The sequence below is a fragment of the Rhodopseudomonas julia genome (assembly GCF_030813515.1).
GTDB classification, from domain to species: Bacteria; Pseudomonadota; Alphaproteobacteria; order Rhizobiales; family Afifellaceae; genus Afifella; species Afifella julia.
This window is the reverse complement of sequence record NZ_JAUSUK010000001.1, coordinates 212,073-235,273: the sequence shown is the minus strand read 5'-3', so window position 1 is coordinate 235,273 and position 23,201 is coordinate 212,073. Positions and strand designations below refer to the sequence as shown.

The 23,201-nt window shown below is 62.7% G+C and carries 25 protein-coding genes and 1 tRNA gene; 13 read left to right on the top strand and 13 right to left on the bottom strand.

What is annotated here, in order from left to right; genetic code table 11:
• Positions 1-678 (bottom strand): molybdenum cofactor guanylyltransferase MobA, encoded by a 678-nt coding sequence (gene mobA, locus J2R99_RS01040; RefSeq protein ID WP_307152663.1) that lies wholly within the window; start codon positions 676-678, stop codon positions 1-3.
• A gap of 282 nt (positions 679-960) precedes the next feature.
• Between mobA and apbC the strand changes: the two genes are divergently transcribed.
• Entirely contained in the window at positions 961-2,157 is a 1,197-nt protein-coding gene (gene apbC / locus J2R99_RS01035; RefSeq protein ID WP_307152662.1) for an iron-sulfur cluster carrier protein ApbC, read from the top strand.
• 4 nt (positions 2,158-2,161) lie between these two features.
• On the opposite strand, the gene J2R99_RS01030 is transcribed toward apbC, so the two are convergent.
• From J2R99_RS01030 to moaA, 3 genes are all read right to left on the bottom strand, one after another.
• The gene (locus J2R99_RS01030) at positions 2,162-3,379 is read right to left on the bottom strand and encodes a multidrug effflux MFS transporter (RefSeq protein WP_307152661.1); all 1,218 of its coding nucleotides are present in this window, start codon (positions 3,377-3,379) and stop codon (positions 2,162-2,164) included.
• A gap of 74 nt (positions 3,380-3,453) precedes the next feature.
• Entirely contained in the window at positions 3,454-4,374 is a 921-nt protein-coding gene (locus J2R99_RS01025; protein ID WP_307152660.1) for a DMT family transporter, read from the bottom strand.
• Positions 4,375-4,442: 68 nt separating this feature from the next.
• Positions 4,443-5,477 (bottom strand): GTP 3',8-cyclase MoaA, encoded by a 1,035-nt coding sequence (moaA, locus tag J2R99_RS01020; RefSeq protein WP_307154103.1) that lies wholly within the window; start codon positions 5,475-5,477, stop codon positions 4,443-4,445.
• Positions 5,478-5,660: 183 nt separating this feature from the next.
• Here moaA and J2R99_RS01015 point away from each other — a divergent pair, with 183 nt between their 5' ends.
• The gene (locus tag J2R99_RS01015; protein WP_307152659.1) at positions 5,661-6,017 is read left to right on the top strand and encodes a gamma-butyrobetaine hydroxylase family protein; all 357 of its coding nucleotides are present in this window, start codon (positions 5,661-5,663) and stop codon (positions 6,015-6,017) included.
• 86 nt (positions 6,018-6,103) lie between these two features.
• On the opposite strand, the gene J2R99_RS01010 is transcribed toward J2R99_RS01015, so the two are convergent.
• On the bottom strand, positions 6,104-6,706 hold the full coding sequence (locus tag J2R99_RS01010) for a L,D-transpeptidase (RefSeq protein WP_307152658.1): 603 nt from the start codon (positions 6,704-6,706) through the stop codon (positions 6,104-6,106).
• A gap of 246 nt (positions 6,707-6,952) precedes the next feature.
• Here J2R99_RS01010 and purU point away from each other — a divergent pair, with 246 nt between their 5' ends.
• Complete coding sequence (purU, locus tag J2R99_RS01005) at positions 6,953-7,810, top strand: formyltetrahydrofolate deformylase (RefSeq protein ID WP_307152657.1); 858 nt, start codon at positions 6,953-6,955, stop codon at positions 7,808-7,810.
• Here purU and J2R99_RS01000 read toward each other — a convergent pair.
• From J2R99_RS01000 to gph, 3 genes are all read right to left on the bottom strand, one after another.
• Entirely contained in the window at positions 7,807-8,427 is a 621-nt protein-coding gene (locus J2R99_RS01000) for a hypothetical protein (protein ID WP_307152656.1), read from the bottom strand. The genes purU and J2R99_RS01000 overlap by 4 nt on opposite strands.
• A gap of 144 nt (positions 8,428-8,571) precedes the next feature.
• Positions 8,572-8,646, bottom strand: a tRNA-Val gene (locus tag J2R99_RS00995).
• 52 nt (positions 8,647-8,698) lie between these two features.
• Positions 8,699-9,391 (bottom strand): phosphoglycolate phosphatase, encoded by a 693-nt coding sequence (gph, locus tag J2R99_RS00990; RefSeq protein ID WP_307152655.1) that lies wholly within the window; start codon positions 9,389-9,391, stop codon positions 8,699-8,701.
• Between the two features lie 186 nt (positions 9,392-9,577).
• On the opposite strand from gph, the gene J2R99_RS00985 reads away from it, so the two are divergent.
• Positions 9,578-10,207 (top strand): Crp/Fnr family transcriptional regulator, encoded by a 630-nt coding sequence (locus J2R99_RS00985; protein ID WP_307152654.1) that lies wholly within the window; start codon positions 9,578-9,580, stop codon positions 10,205-10,207.
• A gap of 94 nt (positions 10,208-10,301) precedes the next feature.
• Positions 10,302-10,589 (top strand): N(2)-fixation sustaining protein CowN, encoded by a 288-nt coding sequence (gene cowN / locus J2R99_RS00980; RefSeq protein ID WP_307152653.1) that lies wholly within the window; start codon positions 10,302-10,304, stop codon positions 10,587-10,589.
• 159 nt (positions 10,590-10,748) lie between these two features.
• On the opposite strand, the gene hemB is transcribed toward cowN, so the two are convergent.
• Positions 10,749-11,732, bottom strand: coding sequence for a porphobilinogen synthase (gene hemB / locus J2R99_RS00975; protein ID WP_307152652.1), 984 nt, complete (start codon positions 11,730-11,732; stop codon positions 10,749-10,751).
• A 238-nt stretch (positions 11,733-11,970) separates the two neighbouring features.
• On the bottom strand, positions 11,971-12,759 hold the full coding sequence (locus J2R99_RS00970; RefSeq protein WP_307152651.1) for an AraC family transcriptional regulator: 789 nt from the start codon (positions 12,757-12,759) through the stop codon (positions 11,971-11,973).
• A gap of 217 nt (positions 12,760-12,976) precedes the next feature.
• Here J2R99_RS00970 and rpiA point away from each other — a divergent pair, with 217 nt between their 5' ends.
• The 4 genes from rpiA to J2R99_RS00950 all read left to right on the top strand — a co-directional run bounded on the left by rpiA (position 12,977) and on the right by J2R99_RS00950 (position 16,565).
• Positions 12,977-13,669 (top strand): ribose-5-phosphate isomerase RpiA, encoded by a 693-nt coding sequence (rpiA, locus tag J2R99_RS00965; RefSeq protein WP_307152650.1) that lies wholly within the window; start codon positions 12,977-12,979, stop codon positions 13,667-13,669.
• Between the two features lie 73 nt (positions 13,670-13,742).
• Positions 13,743-14,306, top strand: a complete 564-nt coding sequence (locus J2R99_RS00960) for a DUF2059 domain-containing protein (protein WP_139163682.1) — start codon at positions 13,743-13,745, stop codon at positions 14,304-14,306.
• A gap of 96 nt (positions 14,307-14,402) precedes the next feature.
• Entirely contained in the window at positions 14,403-15,806 is a 1,404-nt protein-coding gene (gor, locus tag J2R99_RS00955; protein ID WP_307152649.1) for a glutathione-disulfide reductase, read from the top strand.
• A gap of 165 nt (positions 15,807-15,971) precedes the next feature.
• The gene (locus J2R99_RS00950; protein ID WP_307152648.1) at positions 15,972-16,565 is read left to right on the top strand and encodes a tyrosine-protein phosphatase; all 594 of its coding nucleotides are present in this window, start codon (positions 15,972-15,974) and stop codon (positions 16,563-16,565) included.
• A 62-nt stretch (positions 16,566-16,627) separates the two neighbouring features.
• On the opposite strand, the gene J2R99_RS00945 is transcribed toward J2R99_RS00950, so the two are convergent.
• Positions 16,628-17,257, bottom strand: a complete 630-nt coding sequence (locus tag J2R99_RS00945) for a LysE family translocator (RefSeq protein WP_307152647.1) — start codon at positions 17,255-17,257, stop codon at positions 16,628-16,630.
• A 151-nt stretch (positions 17,258-17,408) separates the two neighbouring features.
• Positions 17,409-18,623: an MFS transporter gene (locus tag J2R99_RS00940; protein ID WP_307152646.1), complete on the bottom strand. Its 1,215-nt coding sequence runs from the start codon at positions 18,621-18,623 to the stop codon at positions 17,409-17,411.
• A gap of 168 nt (positions 18,624-18,791) precedes the next feature.
• On the opposite strand from J2R99_RS00940, the gene J2R99_RS00935 reads away from it, so the two are divergent.
• The 3 genes from J2R99_RS00935 (at position 18,792) to J2R99_RS00925 (ending at position 20,361) form a co-directional block, all read left to right on the top strand.
• On the top strand, positions 18,792-19,376 hold the full coding sequence (locus tag J2R99_RS00935) for a gamma-glutamylcyclotransferase family protein (RefSeq protein ID WP_307152645.1): 585 nt from the start codon (positions 18,792-18,794) through the stop codon (positions 19,374-19,376).
• 104 nt (positions 19,377-19,480) lie between these two features.
• Positions 19,481-19,828 carry a DUF4440 domain-containing protein gene (locus tag J2R99_RS00930; RefSeq protein WP_307152644.1) on the top strand — a complete coding sequence of 116 codons (348 nt, stop codon included), beginning with the start codon at positions 19,481-19,483 and terminating at the stop codon, positions 19,826-19,828.
• Between the two features lie 149 nt (positions 19,829-19,977).
• Entirely contained in the window at positions 19,978-20,361 is a 384-nt protein-coding gene (locus tag J2R99_RS00925) for a hypothetical protein (RefSeq protein ID WP_307152643.1), read from the top strand.
• A gap of 68 nt (positions 20,362-20,429) precedes the next feature.
• On the opposite strand, the gene J2R99_RS00920 is transcribed toward J2R99_RS00925, so the two are convergent.
• Positions 20,430-21,626 carry a carboxylate-amine ligase gene (locus J2R99_RS00920; RefSeq protein WP_307152642.1) on the bottom strand — a complete coding sequence of 399 codons (1,197 nt, stop codon included), beginning with the start codon at positions 21,624-21,626 and terminating at the stop codon, positions 20,430-20,432.
• A gap of 192 nt (positions 21,627-21,818) precedes the next feature.
• On the opposite strand from J2R99_RS00920, the gene J2R99_RS00915 reads away from it, so the two are divergent.
• Positions 21,819-23,201: a class II 3-deoxy-7-phosphoheptulonate synthase gene (locus J2R99_RS00915; protein WP_307152641.1), complete on the top strand. Its 1,383-nt coding sequence runs from the start codon at positions 21,819-21,821 to the stop codon at positions 23,199-23,201.

Below are 23,201 nucleotides of genomic sequence, written 5' to 3'. Positions count from 1 at the left end.
CTATTCGGCGGCCTGAGTTCGGTTGAGCGCCTCGAGCATCGCCTGTGCCTCGGCCGCATCCTCCGGCGTGTTGACGTTGAAGAAGGGGTCGATCTGACGGCCGTCAGCTTCCAGATGGTCGAAGGGCACGTTGAGCCGCACGTAATGGTCGGCGAAGTCGAGAACCTTGCTCGATTTCGCCTTTTTCAGCCATTCCTCAAGGTCGTCGGCAAGTGCGATCGGCCACAATCCGAAGACGGGATGCACGCCGTTGAACGACGCGGCGACGGCGATCGTTGTCTCGTCGTGGCCGCAACCTTCGGAGAGCCGCGTGACGAGATCGCCGGGAAAGAAGGGCGTGTCGACGGCTGCGCTCGCCATGAAACGCGCCTGCGGACAAAACACCTGGCTCCAGCGCATCCCGGCGAGAATGCCGGCGAGAGGCCCCGGATTGCCGTCGATGCCGTCGGGAACGACGGGGAGAAGAAATTCACTGAAGCGCGAGGCATCGCCATTGGCGTTGATGACGAGCTCGTCGACCTGCGGACGCAGTCCATCCACCACGTACGAAAGCAGTGGTCGCCCGGCGATTTCCACGAGTGGCTTGTCGTTGCCCATGCGGCGGGACAGGCCGCCTGCGAGAATAACCCCGGTAATTGGTCGCGGGGCAGGACGATCATGATCGGTCGTCTCGCTCACGAAACCCCGCAGAAACGCTTCGGCTGCGGGCTTTGCCGCGCCGGTACACCGGTGATGAAGGAGCGTCGTCTCGGCAACGGGCTTTCGGCCATCGGTTCGTTTCCTCTCAACCTTTATACCTGTCACGGCCCGGCAGGTGAAGCCGCCTTGCCGCGTCTTCCTCAGCCGATCTTGGCGTGTGGCATTTGAACTTCGGGCGAGGGGGCAATATGTCAACGGCAGGCCCGCCGGACGAAAAAGCCGGCTTCGAAGCACCACCGCTTATGCGGTTGAAGGATGGCAATGCCCGAGACTACTCCCACGATCACCAAAGATGCCGTCTTCGATGCGCTCCGCCGCGTCAAAGGCCCCGACCTTGAAAGTGATATCGTCACTCAGGAACTGGTTTCCGATCCGATCATCTCGAACGGCAAGGTGATCGTGTCGATCACGGTGCCGGCGGAGGCCGCATCACATCTGGAACCTCTCCGGCAGGCAGCCGAAAAAGTGCTCTCAGAACTGCCGGGGGTGGAGCGTGCCATGGTGGCGCTGACGGCGGAGAGACGGCCGGGGCAGGGCATGGCGCAGAGTGGCGTGCCGCAGAATGCGGCTCCGCGCAGTGCTCCGCCACGGCCGCAATCCGCCCCGCAGCAGCGCGCTCCGGGCCAGGCGCCGCAGCAGCCTCAGAAAGCGGGCGTCCCCGGCGTTAAGGCAATCATTGCCGTGGCTTCGGGCAAGGGCGGCGTTGGCAAATCCACGACGGCGGTCAATCTCGCCCTCGGCCTCAAGGCGAACGGGCTCAAGGTCGGCATCCTCGACGCCGACATTTACGGGCCGTCATTGCCGCGCCTGATGGGCATCAAGGGACGGCCGGAATCGGTGTCGGAGCGCATCCTGAAGCCGATGGAAGGCTACGGGCTCAAGGTCATGTCGATGGGGTTTCTTGTGGAAGAAGAGACCCCGATGATCTGGCGCGGACCGATGGTCATGTCCGCTTTGACGCAGATGCTGCGTGAGGTTGCCTGGGGCGAACTCGACGCGCTTGTCGTCGATATGCCTCCCGGAACCGGCGATGCGCAGCTCACCATGGCTCAGCAGGTGCCGCTCGCCGGTGCCGTCATCGTCTCGACGCCGCAGGATCTCGCCCTTATCGATGCCCGCAAGGGCCTCAACATGTTCAACAAGGTGAACGTGCCGGTGCTCGGCATCGTGGAGAACATGAGCTATTTCCTGTGCCCGCATTGCGGCGAGCGCTCCGACATTTTCGGGCATGGCGGGGCGGAACACGAGGCGGAACGCATCGGCGTGCCCTTCCTCGGCGCCGTGCCGCTCCACATGGATATTCGTGAAACCTCCGATTCGGGCCGACCCATCGTTGCCAGCGAACCGCAATCGGAGCATGCGCGCATCTATCGACACATTGCCGATGCCGTCGTGAAGCGCCTCAACGTGGAGAAAGGTGCCGGCGTCCGTCAGGCCCCCAGGGTCGTGGTGGAATAGAGGGCTAGCGGACGATCCGAAACAGGATCACGGAGAAGGCGAATGCCGCGACGGCCCCTGTCAGCATGACGGCTGAGAGGGGCAGGGCCGACATGCCGCCGGCGAGCACGGCTCCTGCGATCGCCGAAGAGATCGCGCCTGAGCCGATCTGCGTCGCGCCCTGAAGCCCGGCGGCCGTGCCGGCGATTTCCGGGCGCACGCTGATGGCGCCGGCAATCGTGCTCGGCAAGACGAGACCGTTGGAAATGCCGCCGACGCACATCGGCAGGAAGAGGGCCGGCGCGCTCAGATGGCCGCTCGCGATGAGAGCGAGAAGCACGAGCTGGGCGATGAGGAGAAGGCTGGACCCGGCGAGCGTCATCCGCCGGACGCCGACCTTTTCGGCAAAACGGCCGGAGAGAAAATTGCCAAAAGCATAGCCGATCGACAGGACCGCAAACCAACTGCCATAGGCGATCGGAGACAGTCCGAGGATCGTGCCGGCCACATAGGCGCCGCCGCCCAGAAAGGCGAAGAAGACTGACGTCGCAAGGCTCGATACGGCGGTGTAGACGAGGAAGGCGGGTTCCTTGAGAAGGTAGCCGAAATCCCGAAACAAGGTGGCAAAGGCGATTCGCTCGGTGCGCGCGTGATGCGTCTCGCTGACGTCGCGCCAGGCAAGGGCCAGGACCAAGGCTCCGAACACCGTCAGCATGACGAACTGCGCCCGCCAGCCGAAATTCTGTTGCAGAAGACCACCGAAGAGCGGTGCCACCATCGGCGCCATGGCGAGCCCCATCGTGACATAGCCGATGACGCTTGCGGCTTTGCGCCGATCGTAGAGGTCGCGCACGATGGCGCGCGCCAGAACGATGCCGGTGCAGCCGCCGGCCGCCTGCAGGACGCGCAGTGCAAGCAGGCTTTCAATGTCGTTCGCAAAACTCGCCAGTGCGCTGGTGGCCGTGAAGATGCTGAGCCCGCAAAGAAGGACGGGCCTTCGTCCAAAACGGTCCGACAGTGGCCCGATCACGATCTGGGAAATCGCCACAGAAGCCAAAAACAGGGACAGGACGAGCTGCACGGTGGCGAAGCTTGTGTGAAAGTCCTTCTGCAGCGCCGGCATGGACGGCACGATGACGTTGATCGCGAACGGGCTGAGCGTCGAGATGACGACGAGGCTCAAAAGGCTTGGCCGCCGCCCCTGGGGTGAGAGGGCGGGGGCGTCGGAAATGGAAGACGGCATTGGATCTCGGCGGAGGCGAGGGGGAGGGTGGATGACCCGATAGCATCCAACCGCGCCCGGCAGAAGAGGCGCGATCAGCGTGCCGGCGGTGCCGTCAGCGCTTTGCGGGCCTCGGAGGCCCCGACCTGACGTTCCCGATAGAAGGTGTAGATGCCCGTCGAAATCAAGATGCCGGTGCCGATGAAGAGGAGCGGACCCGGCCATTCGCCGAAGACGAGAACCTGCATGAGAACCGCCCAGATCATGAAAGAATAGCGGAACGGCGCGACGACGGAGATGTCCCCGGTGCGCATCGCGGCGATGATCAGCGTATAGCCCGCGACCGTGCACAGCCCGGAGGCGAAGATGGCGGCAAGTGCGCCGGCATCGGGCATCACGGGTTCTTCGAAGAGCATCAGAACGCCACCGAAGAGGCCGACGGCGACTGCAGCGGCCGTGGTGACGGCAAGCGTCGGCAGACCTTTCGGCAATTGCTTGGAGGCGAGATCGCGAAGAACGACCGCAAAGACGCTGAGAAGGGCGACGAGCGACCAGATATTGAAGCCCTCGAGACCGGGCTGGATGACGAGAAGCGCCCCGCTGAAGCCGACGGCGATCGCGGTCCACCGCCTTCGTCTGACGGTCTCGCCGAGAAAAATCGCAGCACCGGCCGTGGTGGCGAGCGGCACGACCTGCAGGATCGCCGAAGCATTGGCGAGCGGCAGCCGGAACAGGGCGGAAAGGTAGAGCCCCGCGGCCACGACCTCGCCCAATGTGCGCCAGATGAGCGTTTTATGGAAAAGCAGGCCGCGATTGACGAAGGCGCCCCGACGCACCGCGAGGACGATGACGATCGGCGACACGATCAGGCCGCGCAGGAAAATGATCTCGCCGGTCGGCAGATCGGCACTCGCAAGCTTCACCAGCGTATCGTTGACGATGAACGTCACCATCGCTGCGAGCATCAAGAGGATGCCGCGCTGGTTTTCGCTCGGCAGGGCAGGCACGGATGGCATGGGGAAGGGGCTTCTGGCGGGTTGATCGAAGCTTCTGCTTATGCGGCTCCTGAGGCCGCGACCAGGGCTCAGCCGCCCGTCATGCTCATATGCCTTGCAACCGCGGGACGTCGGTGATGGCGATCGATGACGAAATCGTGCCCCTTCGGCTTGCGCGTGATCGCCTCGTCGATGGCCTGTGCGAGAAGCGCATTGCCTTCGGATGCGCGCAGGGGCGCACGTAGGTCGGCGGCATCTTCCTGTCCGAGGCACATGAAAAGCGTGCCCGTGCAGGTCACCCGCACACGGTTGCAGCTTTCGCAGAAATTATGCGTGAGCGGGGTGATGAAGCCGAGCCTGCCGCCCGTCTCGCGCACCTCCACATACCTTGCCGGACCGCCGGTCTTGTACGGGATGTCCGTCATGGTGAAGCGCTCCGAAAGCCGCGTGCGCACCGTGGAAAGCGGCAGATATTGGTCTGTGCGATCGCCTTCGATCTCGCCGAGCGGCATCGTCTCGATCAGCGTCAGATCCATGCCCTGGCCATGGGCAAAGCGGATCATCTCCGGGATTTCATGTTCGTTGACGTCTTTGAGCGCGACGACGTTGAGCTTCACCTGAAGTCCCGCATCCTGCGCCGCCTTGAGGCCGGCCATCACGCGGCCGAGATCGCCCCAGCGTGTGATGGCTTTGAACTTGTCGTGATCGAGCGTGTCGAGCGAGACGTTGATGCGGCGCACGCCGAGTGCTGCGAGATCATGTGCGTAACGTTCGAGCTGCGAGCCGTTCGTCGTCAGGGTCAGCTCCTCGAGCCGCCCGTTTTCCAGATGGCGGCCCAACGCCTCAATCAGCCACATGATGTTGCGACGCACGAGAGGTTCGCCGCCAGTCAGCCGCAGCTTGCGCACGCCTTTGTCGATGAAGGCGGTGCACAGGCGTTCCAATTCTTCGAGCGACAGAAGATCCCGCTTCGGCAGGAAGGTCATGTCCTCGGCCATGCAATAGACGCAGCGGAAATCGCAGCGATCAGTGACCGAAACGCGCAGATAGGAGATCGACCGTCCGAAGGGATCGATCATCGGCGCTGTCTCGGACGCCGTTTCAATCGGCGCGATGGCCGCCATATCAGATTGCTCCATGATGGAATTCACTGACGCCTCATTGTTCCGTATGCCTGCCTCGCCTTTGCCTGTGACCGGCAAATGATGCTGGCAAGGCATTTCCCGCCCTTATAGGAGAGGAATGTAACGGCGCCGACGTCCGCGTCAAATGGCAGCGCGGCGCCGCAGCCTCTTGAAGGAGATATGATGGCGGAACCCTGGCCGACCGAAATCCGTCTGAAGAAGGACCGGCACATGCTTGCCGTCAGTTTTGAGGGCGGCGAGACGTTTGAGCTGCCGGCGGAATATCTGCGGGTCTTTTCCCCCTCCGCCGAGGTGCAGGGTCATTCTCCGTCCGAGCGCAAGCTCGTCTCGGGAAAGGCTGACGTTATGGTGATCGAAGTCGAACCGATCGGCAATTACGCTGTCCGTCTGCATTTCGACGACCTGCACAACAGTGGAATTTTCACCTGGTCCTATCTCTATCGGCTGGGACAGGACTTCGGTTCGCTGTGGGCGGGCTATCTGGAAGAGCTGGCCGAAAACGGGCTCTCTCGCCGCTGAACGGGGCAGGCGGGCCTTCTCAATGCTTGAAACGAAAACGGCCGGCGCAGGCGCCGGCCGTCGATAAATCTTGCTGTTGAGAGCCTTTAGCGGCGCACAACCACCTTCGTGCCGACATTGACCCGCTCGTAGAGGTCGGTGACGTCATCGTTGGTCATGCGAATGCAGCCCGAGGAGACCGCCGTGCCGATCGTCCAGGGCTCGTTCGAGCCGTGGATGCGGTAGTAGGTGTTGCCGATATAGAGTGCGCGCGCGCCGAGCGGATTGTTGGGGCCGCCCTCCATATGCGCCGGCAAGCCCGGCTGACGCTTGCGCATGGCCGGCGGCGGCGTCCAGCCCGGCCATTCCGCCTTGCGCGTGACGCGATGTGTGCCGGCCCACTGGAAGCCCTCACGGCCGACGCCGACGCCGTATTTCAGTGCCTTGCCGTTGTCCATCACATAGTAGAGGCGGCGTTCGCCGGTATCCACAATGATCGTGTTCGGGGCGTAGGGGCCAGAGTAATCCACGACCTCGCGCTGCACCGGGGACTTGCCATGGTGGCGTGCGCCCGGGCCGAAGCTCAGCCATTGCTTGGAAACGGGATCAAAAAACCGTGCCGTCGGCTGCGCCGAGGCGTTCGGAGCAAAGGAAACGGCGCTAACAAGCGCCACAGCGACCGCAGTCGCAAGTAATCCAAACTTTCTCATTACCGTCCCCGGAAAGGCTGGCGAGTTGATGTGTCACTTTAACCTCTGTGTCGAATCGCTCTCAAAAGGCAAGCACCGGGCGGCCGGCGGTGCGGCGCCTTGACGCTTTTGCTTATGAATGTGGCGCGCCTGCCACGCCCGGGTCCGGGCATCGTCGGCAAGTCGTCCCAACATGCCGCCGGCAGCGCGTCTTGCGCTGCCGCAATTGATTGCTAAAGCAACCTCAGCTGAGCCAACGGACAGGTCATGGCCGATTTTATCCTCACCTTCTCCTGCCCCAATCGTCCGGGCATCGTCGCAGCCGTCGCAACGTCGCTCGTCTCCAGCGGTTACAACATCCTGGAGGCGCAGCAATTCGATGACGCCGAAACCGGCCACTTCTTCATGCGGGTTCTCTTCAACCCGGTTCTGGAAGGGGCCGATATCGAAGATTTCCGCGAGAAGCTTGCGGAAATCGGCGAGCGCTTCGAAATGGAGCTGACGTTGCGCGATCGCAGTGTGAAGCCGAAGGTCATGCTCCTGGTGTCGAAATTCGACCATTGCCTGGCCGACCTTCTCTATCGCTGGCGGATCGGCGAATTGCCTATGGAGATTACCGCCATCGTCTCAAACCATCCGCGCGAGGCCTTGCAGCTACCGGAGCTCGATGAGGTGCCGTTTCACCATCTGCCGGTGACGGCCGCGACGAAGCCCGAGCAGGAGGCGAAGCTCTGGGATCTGATCGAAGAGACGGAAACCGAGTTCGTGGTTCTCGCCCGCTACATGCAGGTTCTTTCAGACGAGCTGTCGACGAAACTGGCCGGGCGCTGCATCAACATCCATCATTCGTTTCTGCCGGGTTTCAAGGGCGCCAAGCCGTATCATCAGGCGCATGAGCGTGGCGTGAAGCTGATCGGCGCGACGGCGCATTTCGTCACCCCCGACCTCGATGAGGGGCCGATCATCGAGCAGGACGTCGAACGCATCTCCCATCGCCATACGCCGGCCGATCTCATAGCCAAGGGCCGAGACATCGAACGTCGGGTTCTGGCGCGCGCGCTGCACTACGTCCTCGACGACCGCGTCATCATCTCCGGACGAAAGACGGTGGTCTTCTACGACTAAAGCGAAGACTGCAGCTGCTTCTCGATTTTGCGTCGTTCCCTGCGCGAGCGGATCTGCTGCGAATCGCTGGTCGTCGGACAGATTTGAATGTCGTCGTCCGTATGCCTGATCTCGAAGGTTCGGCGGGCGCCTGCAAGGAGATCGTCGGCGCCGTAGACGATCACGGCGGTCAGCTCCAGAGATCGGACCGAGGCGATCCATGCCTCGTTCGATCCCTGGCCCTCATTGTCGCCGACCGTCAAAATCAGGTCGTGGAACGTGCCGATATCGAGATATTCGCCGGGTTTCAGTGGCCCCTGCTTCATGCGTGAGCGAGGATCGGCGTCGAGGCTGTCGCTGAGGTCGCGGAGATCCGTCAGCTCTTGCCGGTAGGTCCCATCGTCGGTGGTCACGAAGGCGATGAGGCTCGTCAGGTAGATTGCCTCCGCGCTCATATTGCTGATCAGGCAACGGGCTTCAGTCCCCAGACTGCCGCCGCGGTTGATGAGGACGGTCGAGCGCCACCGGCGCCTGTAGGCGACGAGCAAGAGCTGCAGGTAGACGAACCAGACGAGGAGCATGAGCAGGCTCGTAAGAGCCGATAAAGCGCCGGAATATTGCTGAACCCATGACCACATGCGCGCCGCAACTAGGCGACACTTGTCAGAGGTCTAGAGCCGAGGCGGTCGTTCTTCGCTTAGGCGCCGCAACTCTGGAGCTTAAAGGGGATCTCTCAGAGACCGCTCACAATGGGCCTTGGAAAAGGCAATGAGCCGGAAAGATGGTGGGCGCGACAGGGATTGAACCTGTGACCCCTGCCGTGTGAAGGCAGTGCTCTCCCGCTGAGCTACGCGCCCGACTCGAAGCAGCGATTTGGCACGGAGCCGCGCCGCGGTCAAGCCGGCGCGCTCATTCCGCGGACGCCGATCCACCGCGCGTTTCAAGAAGCCTTGCGGCGAGCTCGGGTGTGAGCTGCGAATAGCTATCGATGATGATGTCGGGGCGAAGCTCGACCATCGGTTTCGCCGTGTAGCCGAAGGGCACGCCGATCACCGGAACGGAAGCCGCACGCGCCGCCGCGATGTCGGCCGCCGAATCGCCCACCATCAAAGCGGCATTGGCTTCGCCGCCCGCTGCTTCGATGGTTTCAAGAAGATGTGCCGGATCGGGTTTGCGCTTGGCAACCGAATCGGCGCCGAGCACCGCCTGAAATCGATCGAGAAGCCCGAGCTGATCGAGAAGCAGCTTCGACATGCCGACGCGCTTGTTGGTGCACACGGCAAAGCTCCAGCCTTCCGCTTCGAGCGTATCGAGCGCGCTCACAAGTCCCGGAAAGGGTCGGCTTTCGACGCAGATATGCTCCTCGTAATGGGCGAGGAAGACCTCAAGCAATCTGTCGAGCTCTTTTGCATCCACCTTGCGCCCGGAGAGCTTCAGGCCCTCCTCGATCATGGCGCGCGCGCCGCGCGAAATGCAGGGCATGATGCGCTCGCGCGGGGCAGGCGGCAGGCCATGTCCGCCGAGGATGTGGTCGAGGGTCGCCAGAAGATCGGGCGCGGTATCGACGAGCGTGCCGTCGAGATCGAAGACGATGAGTGACATGGCGTCGGGCTAGCCGAGCCGCGCGCGGGGTGCAAGCGGGAGACGTGCGGCGGTCCCGTCTCGCGCGTCGACCTCCGGCGTCATCGGGGCCGCGCTTGCCTGCCGGAAGAGGCTGGTGTGAACTGCGAAAGCGCGTCATCTCGGCCGATATGATGCGAAGACCGCTAGAAAGAGCCGACAGAAGAAGTGTCCGTATCCGATCATCCGTCTTCCGCGCATTGGCTCGATCGGCTCGAAAACGGCCACAGGCGCCGTTACGGCGCCGGCGAGACGATTGCCTATCCCGACGCAGAGACGGATCGGCTTTTCGTGCTCAAGACGGGTTTGGCGCGCATCTGCCTCAACGGCGCGACGAAAGCGCTGACGCTCTCCTATCTGCGCCCGGGCGGCATCTATGTGACGCATACGCGCGCCTGGGTGGAGGCGCTCGAGGATTGCGACATCGTGAGTTGGCCGGTGCGCGAGATGCTGACGCTTGTCTCCCGCCATCCGGAACTCGCTGTGGAAGCTCTGCGCGATATCGGGCAGGTTCTCGCTGGCGCACTCGATCTGATCGAAGATCTGGCCTTCCGGCCGGTGGAATCACGCCTTGCCCGTTTTTTGCTTCTGGAAAGCGCCAGGCAGGCAAGTGCCCGTATCCGCCTCATCGACCACACGGAAGCGCTGGCAAGTGCGCTCGGCACCTCGCGCCAGACGTTGTCGACGCTCGTCAACAAGCTCATTCGTGATGGCGTCGTCACGCGCGATGGCCGCGAGCACCTTTTGATCCTCGCGCCGGCACGGCTTGAAGAACTGAGTGCGCTGTCGCCCGGCTGACAGCGCGAAGGCTACGTCTGCCTCATAATCTATCGCTCTGACTTATGGGGAATGGTCTTTCGCGTGAAAGACCGGGGGAGAGGATCAGCAGACGATGGCCAGTCAAGCCGCCGACCGCGGCGACCGTTACGTGAGTTTTCTGGGGCTCGATTGCGATGCCAAGGCCGAAGCCATGATGGCAATGCTGTCGGGGGCGATGCGCACGAGCAGCTCGCAATGGGTCGGCTATTTTGAGCAAAAACTCGCAGAGAACCAGAAGATGGGCCGTGACAGCCTTTACTTTGTCGGCAGCCAGGTGAATGCGCTCGCCGCCTTCTTCGAGGAGGAGGGCGACGACGCGGCGCTGTCGCTTCTCGCCGAGCTCGAAGACAAATGCTGCTGAAGGGGCGATGGCAAGCGTCTGGGCGCAGCGTGTCTCTGTAGTGCCTTAAGACGCGAAGGCGGGACGCCGCGATCATCCCTCGATTGCCCGAACGCTGGCATACAGCCGCCGGTCACTCAAAGGCTTTGCGCTGCTCCCGCCCTGCGAAGGCGTCGCCGATCAGGCGCTCACCCAACCCTCCCGCAAAGCCTGGTGGGCATAATAGCTGATGATCAGATCGGCGCCGGCCCGCTTCATAGCCAGCAGGCTTTCATGCACAGTCGCTGCCTCGTTGAGGGCGCCGGCCTCGGCCGCGAACCGGATCATCGCGTATTCGCCGCCGACTTGATAGCAGACGAGAGGCAGTAAGGTGCGCTCGCGCAGTCGCGTCAGCACATCGAGATAGGCGAGACCTGGTTTGACCATGAGCATGTCCGCGGCCTCGGCTTCATCGAGCAGAGATTCCAGTAAGGCTTCGCGTCCGTTGGCGGGATCCATCTGATAGGAGAGGCGGTCGCCGTTCAGATTGCATCCTGCAGCGGCGCGGAACGGACCATAGAACGCCGAGGCGAATTTTGACGAATACGCCATGATGGGCGCGTTCGTGTGCCCGCCTTCGTCGAGCGCGCGCCGGATGGCCGCGACCTGACCGTCCATCATGGCTGAAGGGGCGACCATATCGGCGCCAGCCTCCACGGCGACCAGAGCCTGCCGGCCGAGATTTTCAAGTGTCGCATCGTTGTCGACACTGCCGGCACGATGGACGCCGCAATGTCCGTGATCTGTGTACTCGCAAAAGCAATTGTCCGTTATGACAACGAGCTCTGGCACCTCTCGCTTGGCAACGGCCACCATCCGCGCCATCAGGCCTTGCGGGTTCCAGGTGTCGCTGCCGTCGGCGTCCTTGTGGTGCGAGATGCCGAAGAGGATGACGGCTTTCACGCCATCTTTTGTGATCCGATTGATTTCCCGCGCGAAAGATCGCTCCGGCACACGGGAGATCCCCGGCATGGTGGGGATCATGACAGGCTCGGAGATCTCTTCCTCGACCAGGATCGGGTAGATGAGGTCGTCGGCCGACACGCTGGTTTCGCGAATAAGAGACCGCAACGTCGAAGAATGACGAAGTCTGCGCGGTCGCCGTGCCGGGAAAAGGGCGGTCATAATTCTCTCCAGGTTGTCTCGGAAGCGATGTCGACGCGTGCCAGTCGCATGACCGGGCTGTCTTGCAGAGGCCGGGTTGCGCAGAACGCCGGGCAGGAGAGCCGAGCGCAGGGGCCCAACGAAGATGCAGCGCGGGTGGCGTGCGCCACGAGCGACATCTACGCCTCAGCGCGATGTCGTGCGTCGCGGATTTGGACAAAATCTACGCTCTATCGGACACTGCTGAAACGATGCCGACCTATGTTGCTGCGTTCTTGTCGAAGTACCGGCTGGGTTTTTCGCCCATGATTTGCCGAAACATCGTCGCGAATGCGCCCGGTGTCTCGTATCCCAAGTCGGCGGCCACGACCCCGACCGCCTCCCCCGCCGCAAGCCGCGGGACTGCGGACAAGGCGCGGACCTGCTTGCGCCACAAGAGAAAGTTGCTTCCGAATTCCTGTTTGAAAAGGCGGGCGAGAGTTCTGGAAGAGGCGCCGGAGAACTCGGCCCATTCTTCCAGGGAGCGCGCGTCACCTGGCTCGTCGATGAGTGCGCGGCAGATCGCAGCAAGCCGCTTGTCCCGGGGGATCGGCAGATAGAGAACCCCCTCCGCCTCCCAGGTGATCTCGTAGAGGACGAGAGCGAGAACCCGCCGGGCATGCGCATCCGGCGTCTCGCCTGCGGGCATTTGCACGACGCGCAGGATCAGCTCGCGCAGCAAGGGTGACACGCGAATCGTCCGCGGCTTCGTCGGTAACGGAAATGGACAGACTTCCCCAACGACATAGAGGGTTCTGAGAGAAACGTTGCCGCGGGCGCGCATCTCATGGGTGATGCCAGCCGGCATCCACACGGCGCGCTGCGGCGGTAGGAGCCACAGGCCGTCGGCTGTTGCCACCTCCATCACACCCCCAATCGCATAGATCAATTGGGCACGCTCATGCATATGGGGCCGAAGGTGAAAGCCCGCCGGATACTCTTTGGGCAATCCCACGATGCCCCGGTGGGGAACCGGATCTTCGATTGGATCTGCGCTCTTGGATTTCATGTCGGGATTTTTCTACCACGGATGCCATAGCGCGGCGCGGTTGCCGGCGAGGAGCTCTCCCGGCGAGGGGCCCTGAATGAGAAGCCGCCATGGGGGCTGCTTGAGACAGCGGGTTGTCATCCGATAGGCTCTGGCGCAAACGGATCGCACAACAGGATCCACTGAAGGCGCGGCAGACTGAACGCGCTTTGTAGATAAGCGGCAGGTGGGGGCAACAATGACGGATGATCTGAAACGCCAGGCGGCAGAGGCGGCTCTTGAGTTTGTCGAGGACGGCATGAATCTCGGCCTCGGCACGGGGTCGACGGCGAGCTGGTTCGTGAAGCTTCTGGGCGAAAAGGTTCGCGCCGGCATGACTGTCGTCGGCGTGCCGACATCGGAGGTGACCGCCGAGCTCGCACGAAAAGAAGGGATTGCGCTCACCTCGCTCGACGAGATCGACAGGCTCGATCTCACCGTCGACGGTGCCGACGAGATCGGCCCGGACCTTGCACTGATCAAGGGCGGCGGCGGCGCGCTGTTGCGCGAAAAGATCGTTGCAGCGGCCTCCGCGCGCATGCTGGTCATCGCTGACGCCGGCAAGCACGTCGAACATCTCGGGGCTTTTCCTCTGCCGATCGAGGTCGTGCGCTTCGGCAAAAAGGCGAGCGAAAGGGCCGTTGCGGAGCTGATTTCGGAGCTTGGCCTCAGCGCAGAACTCGCCTGGCGCATACGCGGCGGAGAGCTTTTTGCAACCGACGAAGGCCATGTCATCATCGATGCATCTTTTGGCCTCATTCCTGATCCAGAGGCGCTCGCGCGCGGCCTGTCGGAGATCCCCGGCGTCGTGGAGCACGGGCTCTTTCTCGACCTGGCCGAGACGGCGCTGATTGCCACGCCCGAGGGTGTTAAGAGGCTCACCCGCGCGTGATGCGGGCGTGACGTCGCCCGGCTTTTCCGTTATCGACGGCATCCAACGCGCCGTCACACATCAGGAGTTCTTCATGTTTCGGCTTTCCGCGCTTTGCCTGCTGCTGCTCGGGGCGGTGGTCCCAGTTTCTCCCGCTGCAGCCCAGGACGCGAACCCGGCCCCGGCGACCGGCGCGCCGGCCGAACCTTCGGATGCGCAGATGGAGCTCGCCCGCAAGGTCCTGTCGGCCTCCGATCTGTCGCGCAGCTTCGACGAGATCCTTCCCGAGGTCGCAGACCAGGCGAAGATGACGCTCATCCGCTCCAATCCGCAGATGCAGCTCGGCATCATCGAGATCGTCGACCAGGTGGCGCTCGATATGGTCGACCGCCGCGCGGAGCTTGAGAAGCGGCTGGCGCGGATTTGGGCGATCAATTTCACCGAAGGCGAGCTCAACGATCTTCTCACCTTCTTTGAAACGGATACGGGCGAGAAATTCACCGGCACGCTCGTCGGCCTTTTGAGCGCTCAGGTTTCCGTGAGCCAGGCCTGGGCCAAGGAGATCGGCGACGAGATGCTGCGCCGTTCGACGCAGAAGCTGCAGGAAATCTCCAAGAACGAGGCGAAGAGCCTGCAGGGCGAGACGACTCCGCAATGAGCGGAGACGCGTGAAGCGACACGCGTGCGCTGGTACGCGTGAGCGGATGCGGCGAGGACGCTCGCCGACCGACCAGGAAAACAAACGGGATTTGCGATGACTGAGCGGCGCTACGACTACGACCTTTTCGTGATCGGAGCCGGCTCAGGCGGGGTCCGCGCGGCCCGCCGCGCGTCCGAAGCCGGCGCACGCGTGGCCGTCGCGGAGGAAAGCCGCGTCGGTGGCACCTGTGTCATCCGCGGCTGCATCCCGAAGAAGTTTCTGGTCTATGCCTCGCAATTCGGTGAGGCCTTCGAAGACGCCGTCGGTTACGGCTGGTCTTACGACAAGGCGAGCTTCGACTGGCCCACGCTGATTGCCAACAAGGACCGCGAGATCGCCCGCCTTGAAGGCGTCTATCGCAGCAATCTCGAAAAATCGGGCGTCGAACTGATAAATGACCGCGCGGTTCTCGCCGGCGGTCATGAGATTGAGCTGAAGCGCACCGGCACCACGGTCTCGGCTGAACGGATTTTGATCTCTACCGGCGGCAGGCCCAATCCGCACAGGGCGCTGCACGGGCATGAGCTCTGCATCACCTCCGACGAGGCTTTTGAACTTGAAAAGCTGCCGGAGAAGGTCGTCATCGCTGGCGGCGGCTACATCGCGGTGGAATTTGCCGGGATCTTTGCCGCCTTGGGCGTGGAGACGACGATCCTCTATCGCGGCAAGGAGATCCTGCAGCGCTTCGATATGGATCTGAGGCGCCTTCTGCATGCGGAATACGAGAACAAGGGCATCCATATCCGCTGCCAGGACGTGCTCGGCCGCATCGAGCGAAAGAGCGATGGCTGGCTGCGCGGGACTTTTCTGGGGGGCGATTGTTACGACGCCGAACAGATCATGCTCGCCGTCGGCCGCCTGCCGAACACCGAGGGGCTTGGGCTTGAAAAGCTCGGTATCCGCCAGGACAAGCGCGGGTCGATTTGCGTCGACGAATATTCGAAGACCAATGTCGAACATGTCTGGGCGATCGGCGATGTGACCGACCGCATGCAATTGACGCCGGTCGCCATCCACGAGGCGATGTGCTTCGTCGATACGGTCTTCTGCGGCCGCCCGACAAAACCCGATTACGGCAGCGTAGCCACGGCCGTCTTCTCGCAGCCGGAGCTCGGCACCGTCGGCATGACGGAAGACCAGGCCCGCTGCGACATCGACAATCTGGCGATTTATAAGTCGGTCTTCCGGCCCCTGAAGAACACGCTGTCGGGACGCTCCGAACGTATGCTGATGAAGCTCGTGGTCGATGCCGACACCGACAAGGTCCTGGGCGCGCACGTGCTCGGCCCGGATGCCGGCGAGATGGCGCAGCTTTTGGGCGTTTCCGTCAAAATGGGCGTGACGAAATCCGATTTCGACTGCACCATGGCCGTGCATCCGACCGCGGCGGAAGAGCTCGTGACGATGTACAAGCCCTCCTACACGGTGCGCAAAGGCGAAGTGGTCGAGGCCGCGTAAGAGCACGCCGATCCCATCTTTCCGTCTCGTTCGCCGTAAGCTCCGCTTCAGGCAAGTGACATAAGAACGCCATCGACATCGATGGACGGCAGCATGGAACGGAAGACCGCGACCGGAATCGCGCGGGGATTGCGACTGCCAGGGAAGGCGAGGGGGAATGACGAGATGCCGAAGATTCGCCTGAGAGGCCGCTGGAGCCGGCGTTTGGGCGTTTTCTGCCTTGGGCTTTCAGTCCTCCTTTTGGGGGGCGCAGGCAGTTATGCAGGCTACACCTATCTCAACGACAATTTTCATGTGGTGAAGCCCGGCAGCCTCTATCGTTCGGCGCAGCCGACGCCGGAATTGTTGGCGGAATGGAAGCAGCGCTATGGACTGACCACCGTCGTCAACCTGCGCGGCGCCAATCCCGGCGCCCCATGGTACGAGGCGGAAAAGGCGGCAGCAGATCGGCTCGGGCTTCGCCTCATCGATTACAAGCTCTCGGCAAAGCGCGTCCTGTCGGGTGAAGAAACCAAAGAGCTCGTGTCGCTCCTTGCAGGGCTGGATGGGCCGACGCTCGTCCATTGCATGAGCGGCGCCGACCGCAGCGGGATCGCCTCCGCGTATTATCTCGCAAGTGTCGCCAAAGTGGGCGAGGAGGCGGCGGAAGGTCAGCTTTCGCTCTGGTACGGCCATGTGCCGCTTTGGCTTTCGCCCTTCTACGCCATGGATATTTCCTTCGAGGCGGCCGAGCCCAGTTTCGGCTATTACGATTCGTGAAGCTGGCGTTGGCGTAGCGAAGAGGGCGCGAGCTCAGGCAACTTGCTTTGTAGGTCCACGACCTAGCTGTTCCGTGAGAAGGCGAGGCCAACGCCGCTCGCCACAAACAGGCCGCCGGTCGTCTTGTGAATGCGGCTCATCACCTTCCTGGAGAGTTCGAGGCCCCGCACCCATGCTCCAATGCAGCCGTAAAACAGCGCAACGGAAAACGCGGTAAACGCAACCACCGCCACCATCCCGCCAAGCTGCGCGAAGCTGTTTCCCTCAAGCGATAGAAACTGAGGAAACAAGGCCGTGAAGAAGGCGATCGCCTTGGGGTTGCTGATCGCCACGGTAAAGCCGCTCAGGAAGAGTTTCCGACGTGCGTCTCCGCGCCGATCAAGGTTGGCGTGAAGCGGAAGCCGGTGGGAAGCGGTGCGCCAGATCTGAACGCCGACATAGATGAGATAGGCCGCTCCTGCGTATTTGAGAACGAGGAGGAGGCTGCCCGAGCTCGTAATCAGAAGTCCGAGCCCGACCGAGGCGGCGGTCGCCTGAAACGTCGATGCCAGGGCGTTGCCAAGAGCCGTTGATATGGAGCGTCCCCACCCATGCGCCGCACCATGGGCGAACGCGATAAGCGTGCTCGGCCCGGGTATCAGGGAGACGCCGAAGACCGTGGCCCCGAAGATGATCCAGTAGTGCAAATCCATTGGAACCCCGCCCCTAAGCGCCTTGTTGTGGCCGATCATGCCGCGGGGCTGAATTTCCTTCAACCGGCTCAAAATGTCCTGGGCGCTCGACGAGCATTGAATGCAATCGTTGACGAGGTAGCTATGGCACACAGGCCCGCGGGTGCCGTGCTCAGCCTCGCAGCCTGAGCCGCACCGCGCTCCAGGTGGCCAGGAGGCCGCCGAGGCCGAGAAGCGAGAAGGTGAGGCCCCACGAGGTCGGCAGGGAAAGCTCATGGCCGCGCGCCAGATCGAGCACGCTTCCGGCGGCCATCGGGGCGATGGCGCCCGCGCCGAACCCCAAGAGCGAGCGCACTGCGAGCACCTTTCCGAGAACGCCGGGCGTCGTCGTCTCCGTCAGCGCGACGGTCAGCACGGGGGAATCGGCGATGGACGTCACCGCCTGCATCATCGCGAGCGTGATCAGGATTGCGAGTGGCGCAGCGACGAGCCAGCCGATGGAAAAGGAGAGCCCGGTCGACAGGGCCGCAACGCCGACGAGCACGCTCTTGCGGCCGAGACGGTCCGAAAGCCCGCCCATGGAAAAGGTAGCGCCGGAAGCGAGGAGATGCATCGCCGCGATCAGGATGGCGCTCTGCCCGCTGGCGAGCCCGATGCCGTGACCGGAGAGTGCGAAGGCGGCAGCGAGAAGCGCCGGCATCCACGCCCAGCCGCCGAGAAGCTCCCAGCAATGGAAGACGTAGCCGGCGGTCAAGAGCCTGGTTTCGCGCGCCCGCCAGATGGCATCGAAGAGGCCTTCGCCCTTCGGCCGCCGGTGGATGGTGTTGGGCGTCTCTCTGAGGAGCAGGAGAATGAGGACCGCACCGATTGCCGGCGTCGCGCCGCAGACGACGAAGGCGACCTGCCAGCCGCCGAACGAGAGCGCGGCCCCCGTCAGAGCGAGTGAGAAGGCGTAACCGACGGACGTCGAGCCGATGAGCCAGCCCATCGCCGTGCCGCGGCGGCGGTCCGTCGCCATCTCCGAAAACACCATGACGAGCGGCGTATAGATGCCGCCCTGGGCCAGACCGTTGAGGCCGTAGAGGACGATCGCGCTCGACCAGTCGCGGGCGAAGAGGCCGAAGGCGAGCGAGGTGATTCCGGTCGCGACCGCGGAGACCTGCACCATCCGCTTGGCGCCGAAATAATCGGACGCCCAGGCGAAGAGGAAGAGCGAGACGGAATAGGAGAGCGTGAAGGCGGAGACGACGGCGCCGGCCCGGGTGGCCGAAATTCCCCAGGCCCCTTGCAGCACCGGGATTGAAGCGGCGCCGGTCATGAAGCTCGCATAGAGGAAGACGCGCGACAGGCAGACGAGGATCGTCCACCGTCCGACGGATTGGGCCATGAGGTGTCCTTGTTGCTGCCTCGGATGTGCGGGAAGGAGCCGAGAGCACGCGTTCCATACCTTCATCGCGACCTAAAGCGGAATCGCCGCGTCGTCGAGACGAGCGCGTTCTCGTGCCTATGTTAATTGCTCCGACGGCTTCATCTTGTTCGAGGGAGGAGAGGCGCTGTGTTCACCTGTTTTGGCTACGGCTCGCTCGTCAATGCCGCCACGCTGACGCCGGAGGTGGTTGCCGTGCCCGGCAAACTCCGAGGCTGGCGGCGGGCGTGGCGCCATTCCGGCGCCTCAAGCTATGGCGGCCGCTGCACGCTGACGGTGGTGCCCGACCCAGATTGCGAAATCTGGGGGGCGATCGTCGCCCTGCCACATGAAGAGCGCCCGGCGCTCGACCAGCGCGAGGCGCAATATGACGTGGTGGCACCCACCGAGGCGGCGGTGACCTGGCTTGCCGGGCGGCCGGAAGGCTGGCCCGACCCGCATCTTTATGTCGGTCACGAAGAGTACGGACGACCGGGCGACGCCGACAATCCGATCATGCTGTCTTATCTCGACGTGGTGCTGTCGGGCTTTCACGCCGTCTACGGCGAGGCGGGGATTGCGCATTTTCTGGAGACGACCGCCGACTGGCATGTGCCGATCCTCGATGACCGCGCTGCCCCGCGCTATCCACGTGCACTTGCTTTGGGCAAGCGCGAACACGCGCTCGTCGACGAAGCCATCGCCGTCGCCGGTGCAACGAAGATCTCGCTTTAGTGTTATACACATAGAAGAACTTCTATGTATGGAAGATCTTCTGTATAGAAGGTGATGCGGAGAGCTGGCCATAAGAGCCGGCCGAAACCTGGGAGGCATAGCCAATGATGGACGATGGGAAAGTCTGGTCCGGCGAGAAACGTTTCTGGCTGGAAGGGTCGGAGGCCTTCGACGCTCTTATGGACGACGAATGCCTGATGGTGTTTCCGGGTATGGGCGTGATGCCGGCGATGGAAACACGTGATGCGCTGCGCCACGCGCCGCGCTGGTCCTCGGTCGACTTTGCCGATTGCAAGATCGCCCGGCCCGACGCTGACACTCTGGTCCTCGCCTACAAGGCGGAGGGCCATCGCGACGGCGACGCGCCGTACCGCGCCTATTGCAGCTCCACCTATCGCTGCCACGATCACAGGTGGAAGCTGGTGCAGCATCAGCAGACGCCTTTGCGGTGAGCGCAAGATTGAAGAAGGCCTTGGGGCAATTGCCCCGAGGCTGCCTTGCTTGTTTCCGACGACCCCTAGCCGTAGCGCCGGGAGAGTAATTCCTCTATATGTGTTAATATATATTGTATTAATCCTATTTAATTGTGTGGTGATTCGTCGTGGAAAATAAAAATTACGAGAATTCTGAAAACCTTGAGCTAATCAAGGCGGCTATTCAAGCGGGTCAGAATGCAATCCGATCGATAATATTGATCAATGGTGGGGCCGCTATAGCAATCATCGCTCTTCTTGGCCATCTCGCTGGTGCGGACTCGGGCGTGATGCATGATTATGCTCAGTGCCTCTTGCCCTTCGCTGCCGGGACGCTTTTGGGTGGGCTCATGGCGGGTGTCACTTACCTGTCCCAGGCAGCCCACGCGGCAGGTGAGGGATCGAAAGGAACGACAATCAATAATATCTCTATAATAATAGGATTAATGTCTTATGCGGCCTTTGGGTTGGGCGTGTGGTGGACTTACCAAGCGTTCTCAGGTGCTTTGTAAGTGTATATCGGCGGCGTAGTAAAATTCGATGTTGATCGAGGGTTTGCGGGCCTAGTTCCTTCTGGAAATTAGAGTTCCGGCCGGGGCATCACCGACATTTCGGGCTTTTTCTTCGCCGCATGGGCGGGCCTGCAGCCGACCAGTGTCTCGGCAACGAGATGGTCGACGACGGCTTTGAGTGCCTCGTCTTCGCTGGCACCATCTTTCAGAGCTTTTTCGTAGGTGGCGATCTGCTTGTCGGCGCTGGTGCCGCCGGAGGCGATGGCGCGGATGCGCTCCACCTCCGACGTGCAGCCGAAATGGTCGGCATCTTCCGCGATCAGATCGATGAGCTCGCCGACGAGATCGACGAATGGAACGACGGCGCCGCGGCCGAAATCGATGAGGTCCCCGGCCGCTCCGTGACGCTGCGCGATCCAGCGGTTCTCCGCAACGAGCGCCATAGGATAATGCCTCCAGCGCTGGTTCTTGCGTCTGAGGCGCCAGAGCATGCGGGCGAGACAGCGAAAAGTGGCGGCGATCGCAATCGCATCGTCGAGACGGGTGCACACATCGGTGATGCGCATCTCGATCGTCGGAAAGCGCACCGAGGGGCGCAGATCCCACCAGATCTTGGTGGCGTCCTCGATGACGCCGGCGCCCGTCAGAACGGAGACGAAACGTTCAAACTCGCCGAAGGAGGAAAAGCGCTCTGGCGGGCCCGACCGCGGCAAGGCGTCGAAGACGGTGAGGCGAAAGGATTTGAGCCCAGCCTTGCGCCCCTGCCAGAACGGTGAGGAGGTGGAGAGGCACAGAAGATGCGGCAGGAAGTAGGCGAGCTGGTTATGCAGGTCCATCCGCAGCTCGTCGTCTTCGACACCCACATGCACATGCATGCCGCAGATGATGAGGCGCCGGCCGACGACCTGCAGGCTTTCGGCGATTTCCCTGTAGCGCGGCTTGTCGGTGGCGCGCTGGTCCCGCCATTGCGCGAAGGGATGCGTGGAGGCCGCCATCGGGGCGAGGCCGTATTTGTCGGCCTCCTCGGCGATTGTGCCACGAAGCTCGGCCAGCGCAGCGCGCGCGGCGGGAAGATCGGCACAGACGGGCGTGCCGACCTCGATCTGGCAGCGCAGAAATTCCGGCGCCACCGAATTGCCGTGGGTTTCCTGGCAGGCGGCAAGAAGTTCGGCTGGCGGGTCGACGCACAAATCGCGACTGGTCTTGTCGACGAGGAGGTATTCCTCCTCGATACCAATGGTGAAGCGTGGTTCGTCGCGATCCATCCTTCGATTGTGCGGGCTCGCACGTCTGCGCGCAAGCACAACCAATGCGTTATACCGCGTATCGGCGTCGCGGGTCGCGATCGCTTGGGTTGACGCTCAAGGCCTAAGGGGCGATAGCGTTGCGGCGAACTGCCGCCGGTCACGAGGACCGGGGTTCCGGCCATATGGGCCGTCTTTTTGAAAGTTGGTGCGATGGAAACGAAGTGGACGCCGTCGAGCTGGAGATCCCGGCCGATCGAGCAGGTGCCGGATTATCCAGATCCTGAGCTTCTCGCCAGTGTCGAGGGCCGCCTTGCCGCCTATCCGCCGCTCGTTTTTGCAGGCGAAGCCCGCAAGCTGAAGCGGCATCTCGGCGAAGTGGCCGAGGGCCGCGCTTTTCTCTTGCAGGGCGGCGATTGCGCCGAGAGCTTTGCCGAGCACGGCGCCGACAACATTCGCGATTTCTTCCGCGTCTTCCTGCAAATGGCCGTGGTTCTGACCTTCGCGGGCCGTTCGCCGGTGGTGAAGGTCGGTCGCATTGCCGGTCAGTTCGCCAAGCCGCGTTCTGCGCCGACGGAGAAGCAGGGTGGGGTGGAGCTGCCGACCTATCGCGGCGACATCATCAACGGCATCGAATTCGAGGATTCCGTGCGTCAGCCCGACCCGATGCGCTTGGAGATGGCGTATCGGCAGTCAGCCGCCACGCTCAATCTCCTGCGCGCCTTCGCCCAGGGCGGCTTCGCCAATCTGGAGCATGTGCATCAATGGATGCTGGGCTTCATCCAGGACAGCCCGCAGGCGTCCCGCTACCAGGCGCTCGCCGATCAGATCAGCGAGACGCTTGGCTTCATGCACGCGATCGGGCTCGACGCGGAATCGACACCTTCGCTGCGCCAGACGGATTTCTTCACCAGCCACGAGGCGCTGCTCTTGGGTTACGAGCAGGCGCTGACGCGTGTCGATTCCACCTCCGGCGACTGGTACGCCACGTCAGGCCATATGCTGTGGATCGGCGACCGCACGCGCCAGCTCGACCATGCGCATATCGAGTTCTGCCGCGGCGTGAAGAACCCGATCGGCCTGAAATGCGGCCCCTCGCTTGATGCTGACGACCTGTTGCGGCTCATCGACATCCTGAATCCGACGAATGAGGCGGGCCGGCTCACCCTCATAACCCGCTTCGGCTCGGAAGAGATCGGCAAGTACTTGCCGAAGCTCATCCGCAAGGTGGAACGCGAGGGTCGCAAGGTCGTGTGGTCGTGCGATCCGATGCACGGCAACACGGTGAAGGCGGCGAACGGCTACAAGACGCGGCCCTTCAGTTCCATCCTGGGAGAGGTGGAGCATTTCTTCGCCATCCATGCGGCGGAAGGAAGCCATGCCGGCGGCGTGCATATCGAGATGACCGGCAAGAACGTGACGGAATGCCTGGGCGGCGCGCGCCCGGTGGAGGTGGAGCATCTCTCCGACCGCTACCACACGCATTGCGATCCGCGCCTCAACGCCGATCAGGCGCTGGAGCTCGCTTTCCTGATCGCTGAATTGCTGCGCAAGGACCGGATGAGCCGCGAAGCGCGTCAGCGCGCTTCGGCCTGA

What these genes read in the sequence shown, in the direction of transcription:
- apbC (WP_307152662.1), top strand. Translation starts at nt 961, where the DNA reads ATGCCCGAGACTACTCCCACGATCACCAAAGATGCCGTCTTCGATGCG.
- J2R99_RS01030 (WP_307152661.1), bottom strand. Translation starts at nt 3,379, where the DNA reads ATGCCGTCTTCCATTTCCGACGCCCCCGCCCTCTCACCCCAGGGGCGG.
- J2R99_RS01025 (WP_307152660.1), bottom strand. Translation starts at nt 4,374, where the DNA reads ATGCCATCCGTGCCTGCCCTGCCGAGCGAAAACCAGCGCGGCATCCTC.
- moaA (WP_307154103.1), bottom strand. Translation starts at nt 5,477, where the DNA reads ATGGCGGCCATCGCGCCGATTGAAACGGCGTCCGAGACAGCGCCGATG.
- J2R99_RS01015 (WP_307152659.1), top strand. Translation starts at nt 5,661, where the DNA reads ATGGCGGAACCCTGGCCGACCGAAATCCGTCTGAAGAAGGACCGGCAC.
- J2R99_RS01010 (WP_307152658.1), bottom strand. Translation starts at nt 6,706, where the DNA reads ATGAGAAAGTTTGGATTACTTGCGACTGCGGTCGCTGTGGCGCTTGTT.
- purU (WP_307152657.1), top strand. Translation starts at nt 6,953, where the DNA reads ATGGCCGATTTTATCCTCACCTTCTCCTGCCCCAATCGTCCGGGCATC.
- J2R99_RS01000 (WP_307152656.1), bottom strand. Translation starts at nt 8,427, where the DNA reads ATGTGGTCATGGGTTCAGCAATATTCCGGCGCTTTATCGGCTCTTACG.
- gph (WP_307152655.1), bottom strand. Translation starts at nt 9,391, where the DNA reads ATGTCACTCATCGTCTTCGATCTCGACGGCACGCTCGTCGATACCGCG.
- cowN (WP_307152653.1), top strand. Translation starts at nt 10,302, where the DNA reads ATGGCCAGTCAAGCCGCCGACCGCGGCGACCGTTACGTGAGTTTTCTG.
- hemB (WP_307152652.1), bottom strand. Translation starts at nt 11,732, where the DNA reads ATGACCGCCCTTTTCCCGGCACGGCGACCGCGCAGACTTCGTCATTCT.
- J2R99_RS00970 (WP_307152651.1), bottom strand. Translation starts at nt 12,759, where the DNA reads ATGAAATCCAAGAGCGCAGATCCAATCGAAGATCCGGTTCCCCACCGG.
- rpiA (WP_307152650.1), top strand. Translation starts at nt 12,977, where the DNA reads ATGACGGATGATCTGAAACGCCAGGCGGCAGAGGCGGCTCTTGAGTTT.
- J2R99_RS00960 (WP_139163682.1), top strand. Translation starts at nt 13,743, where the DNA reads ATGTTTCGGCTTTCCGCGCTTTGCCTGCTGCTGCTCGGGGCGGTGGTC.
- gor (WP_307152649.1), top strand. Translation starts at nt 14,403, where the DNA reads ATGACTGAGCGGCGCTACGACTACGACCTTTTCGTGATCGGAGCCGGC.
- J2R99_RS00950 (WP_307152648.1), top strand. Translation starts at nt 15,972, where the DNA reads ATGCCGAAGATTCGCCTGAGAGGCCGCTGGAGCCGGCGTTTGGGCGTT.
- J2R99_RS00945 (WP_307152647.1), bottom strand. Translation starts at nt 17,257, where the DNA reads ATGGATTTGCACTACTGGATCATCTTCGGGGCCACGGTCTTCGGCGTC.
- J2R99_RS00940 (WP_307152646.1), bottom strand. Translation starts at nt 18,623, where the DNA reads ATGGCCCAATCCGTCGGACGGTGGACGATCCTCGTCTGCCTGTCGCGC.
- J2R99_RS00930 (WP_307152644.1), top strand. Translation starts at nt 19,481, where the DNA reads ATGATGGACGATGGGAAAGTCTGGTCCGGCGAGAAACGTTTCTGGCTG.
- J2R99_RS00920 (WP_307152642.1), bottom strand. Translation starts at nt 21,626, where the DNA reads ATGGATCGCGACGAACCACGCTTCACCATTGGTATCGAGGAGGAATAC.
- J2R99_RS00915 (WP_307152641.1), top strand. Translation starts at nt 21,819, where the DNA reads ATGGAAACGAAGTGGACGCCGTCGAGCTGGAGATCCCGGCCGATCGAG.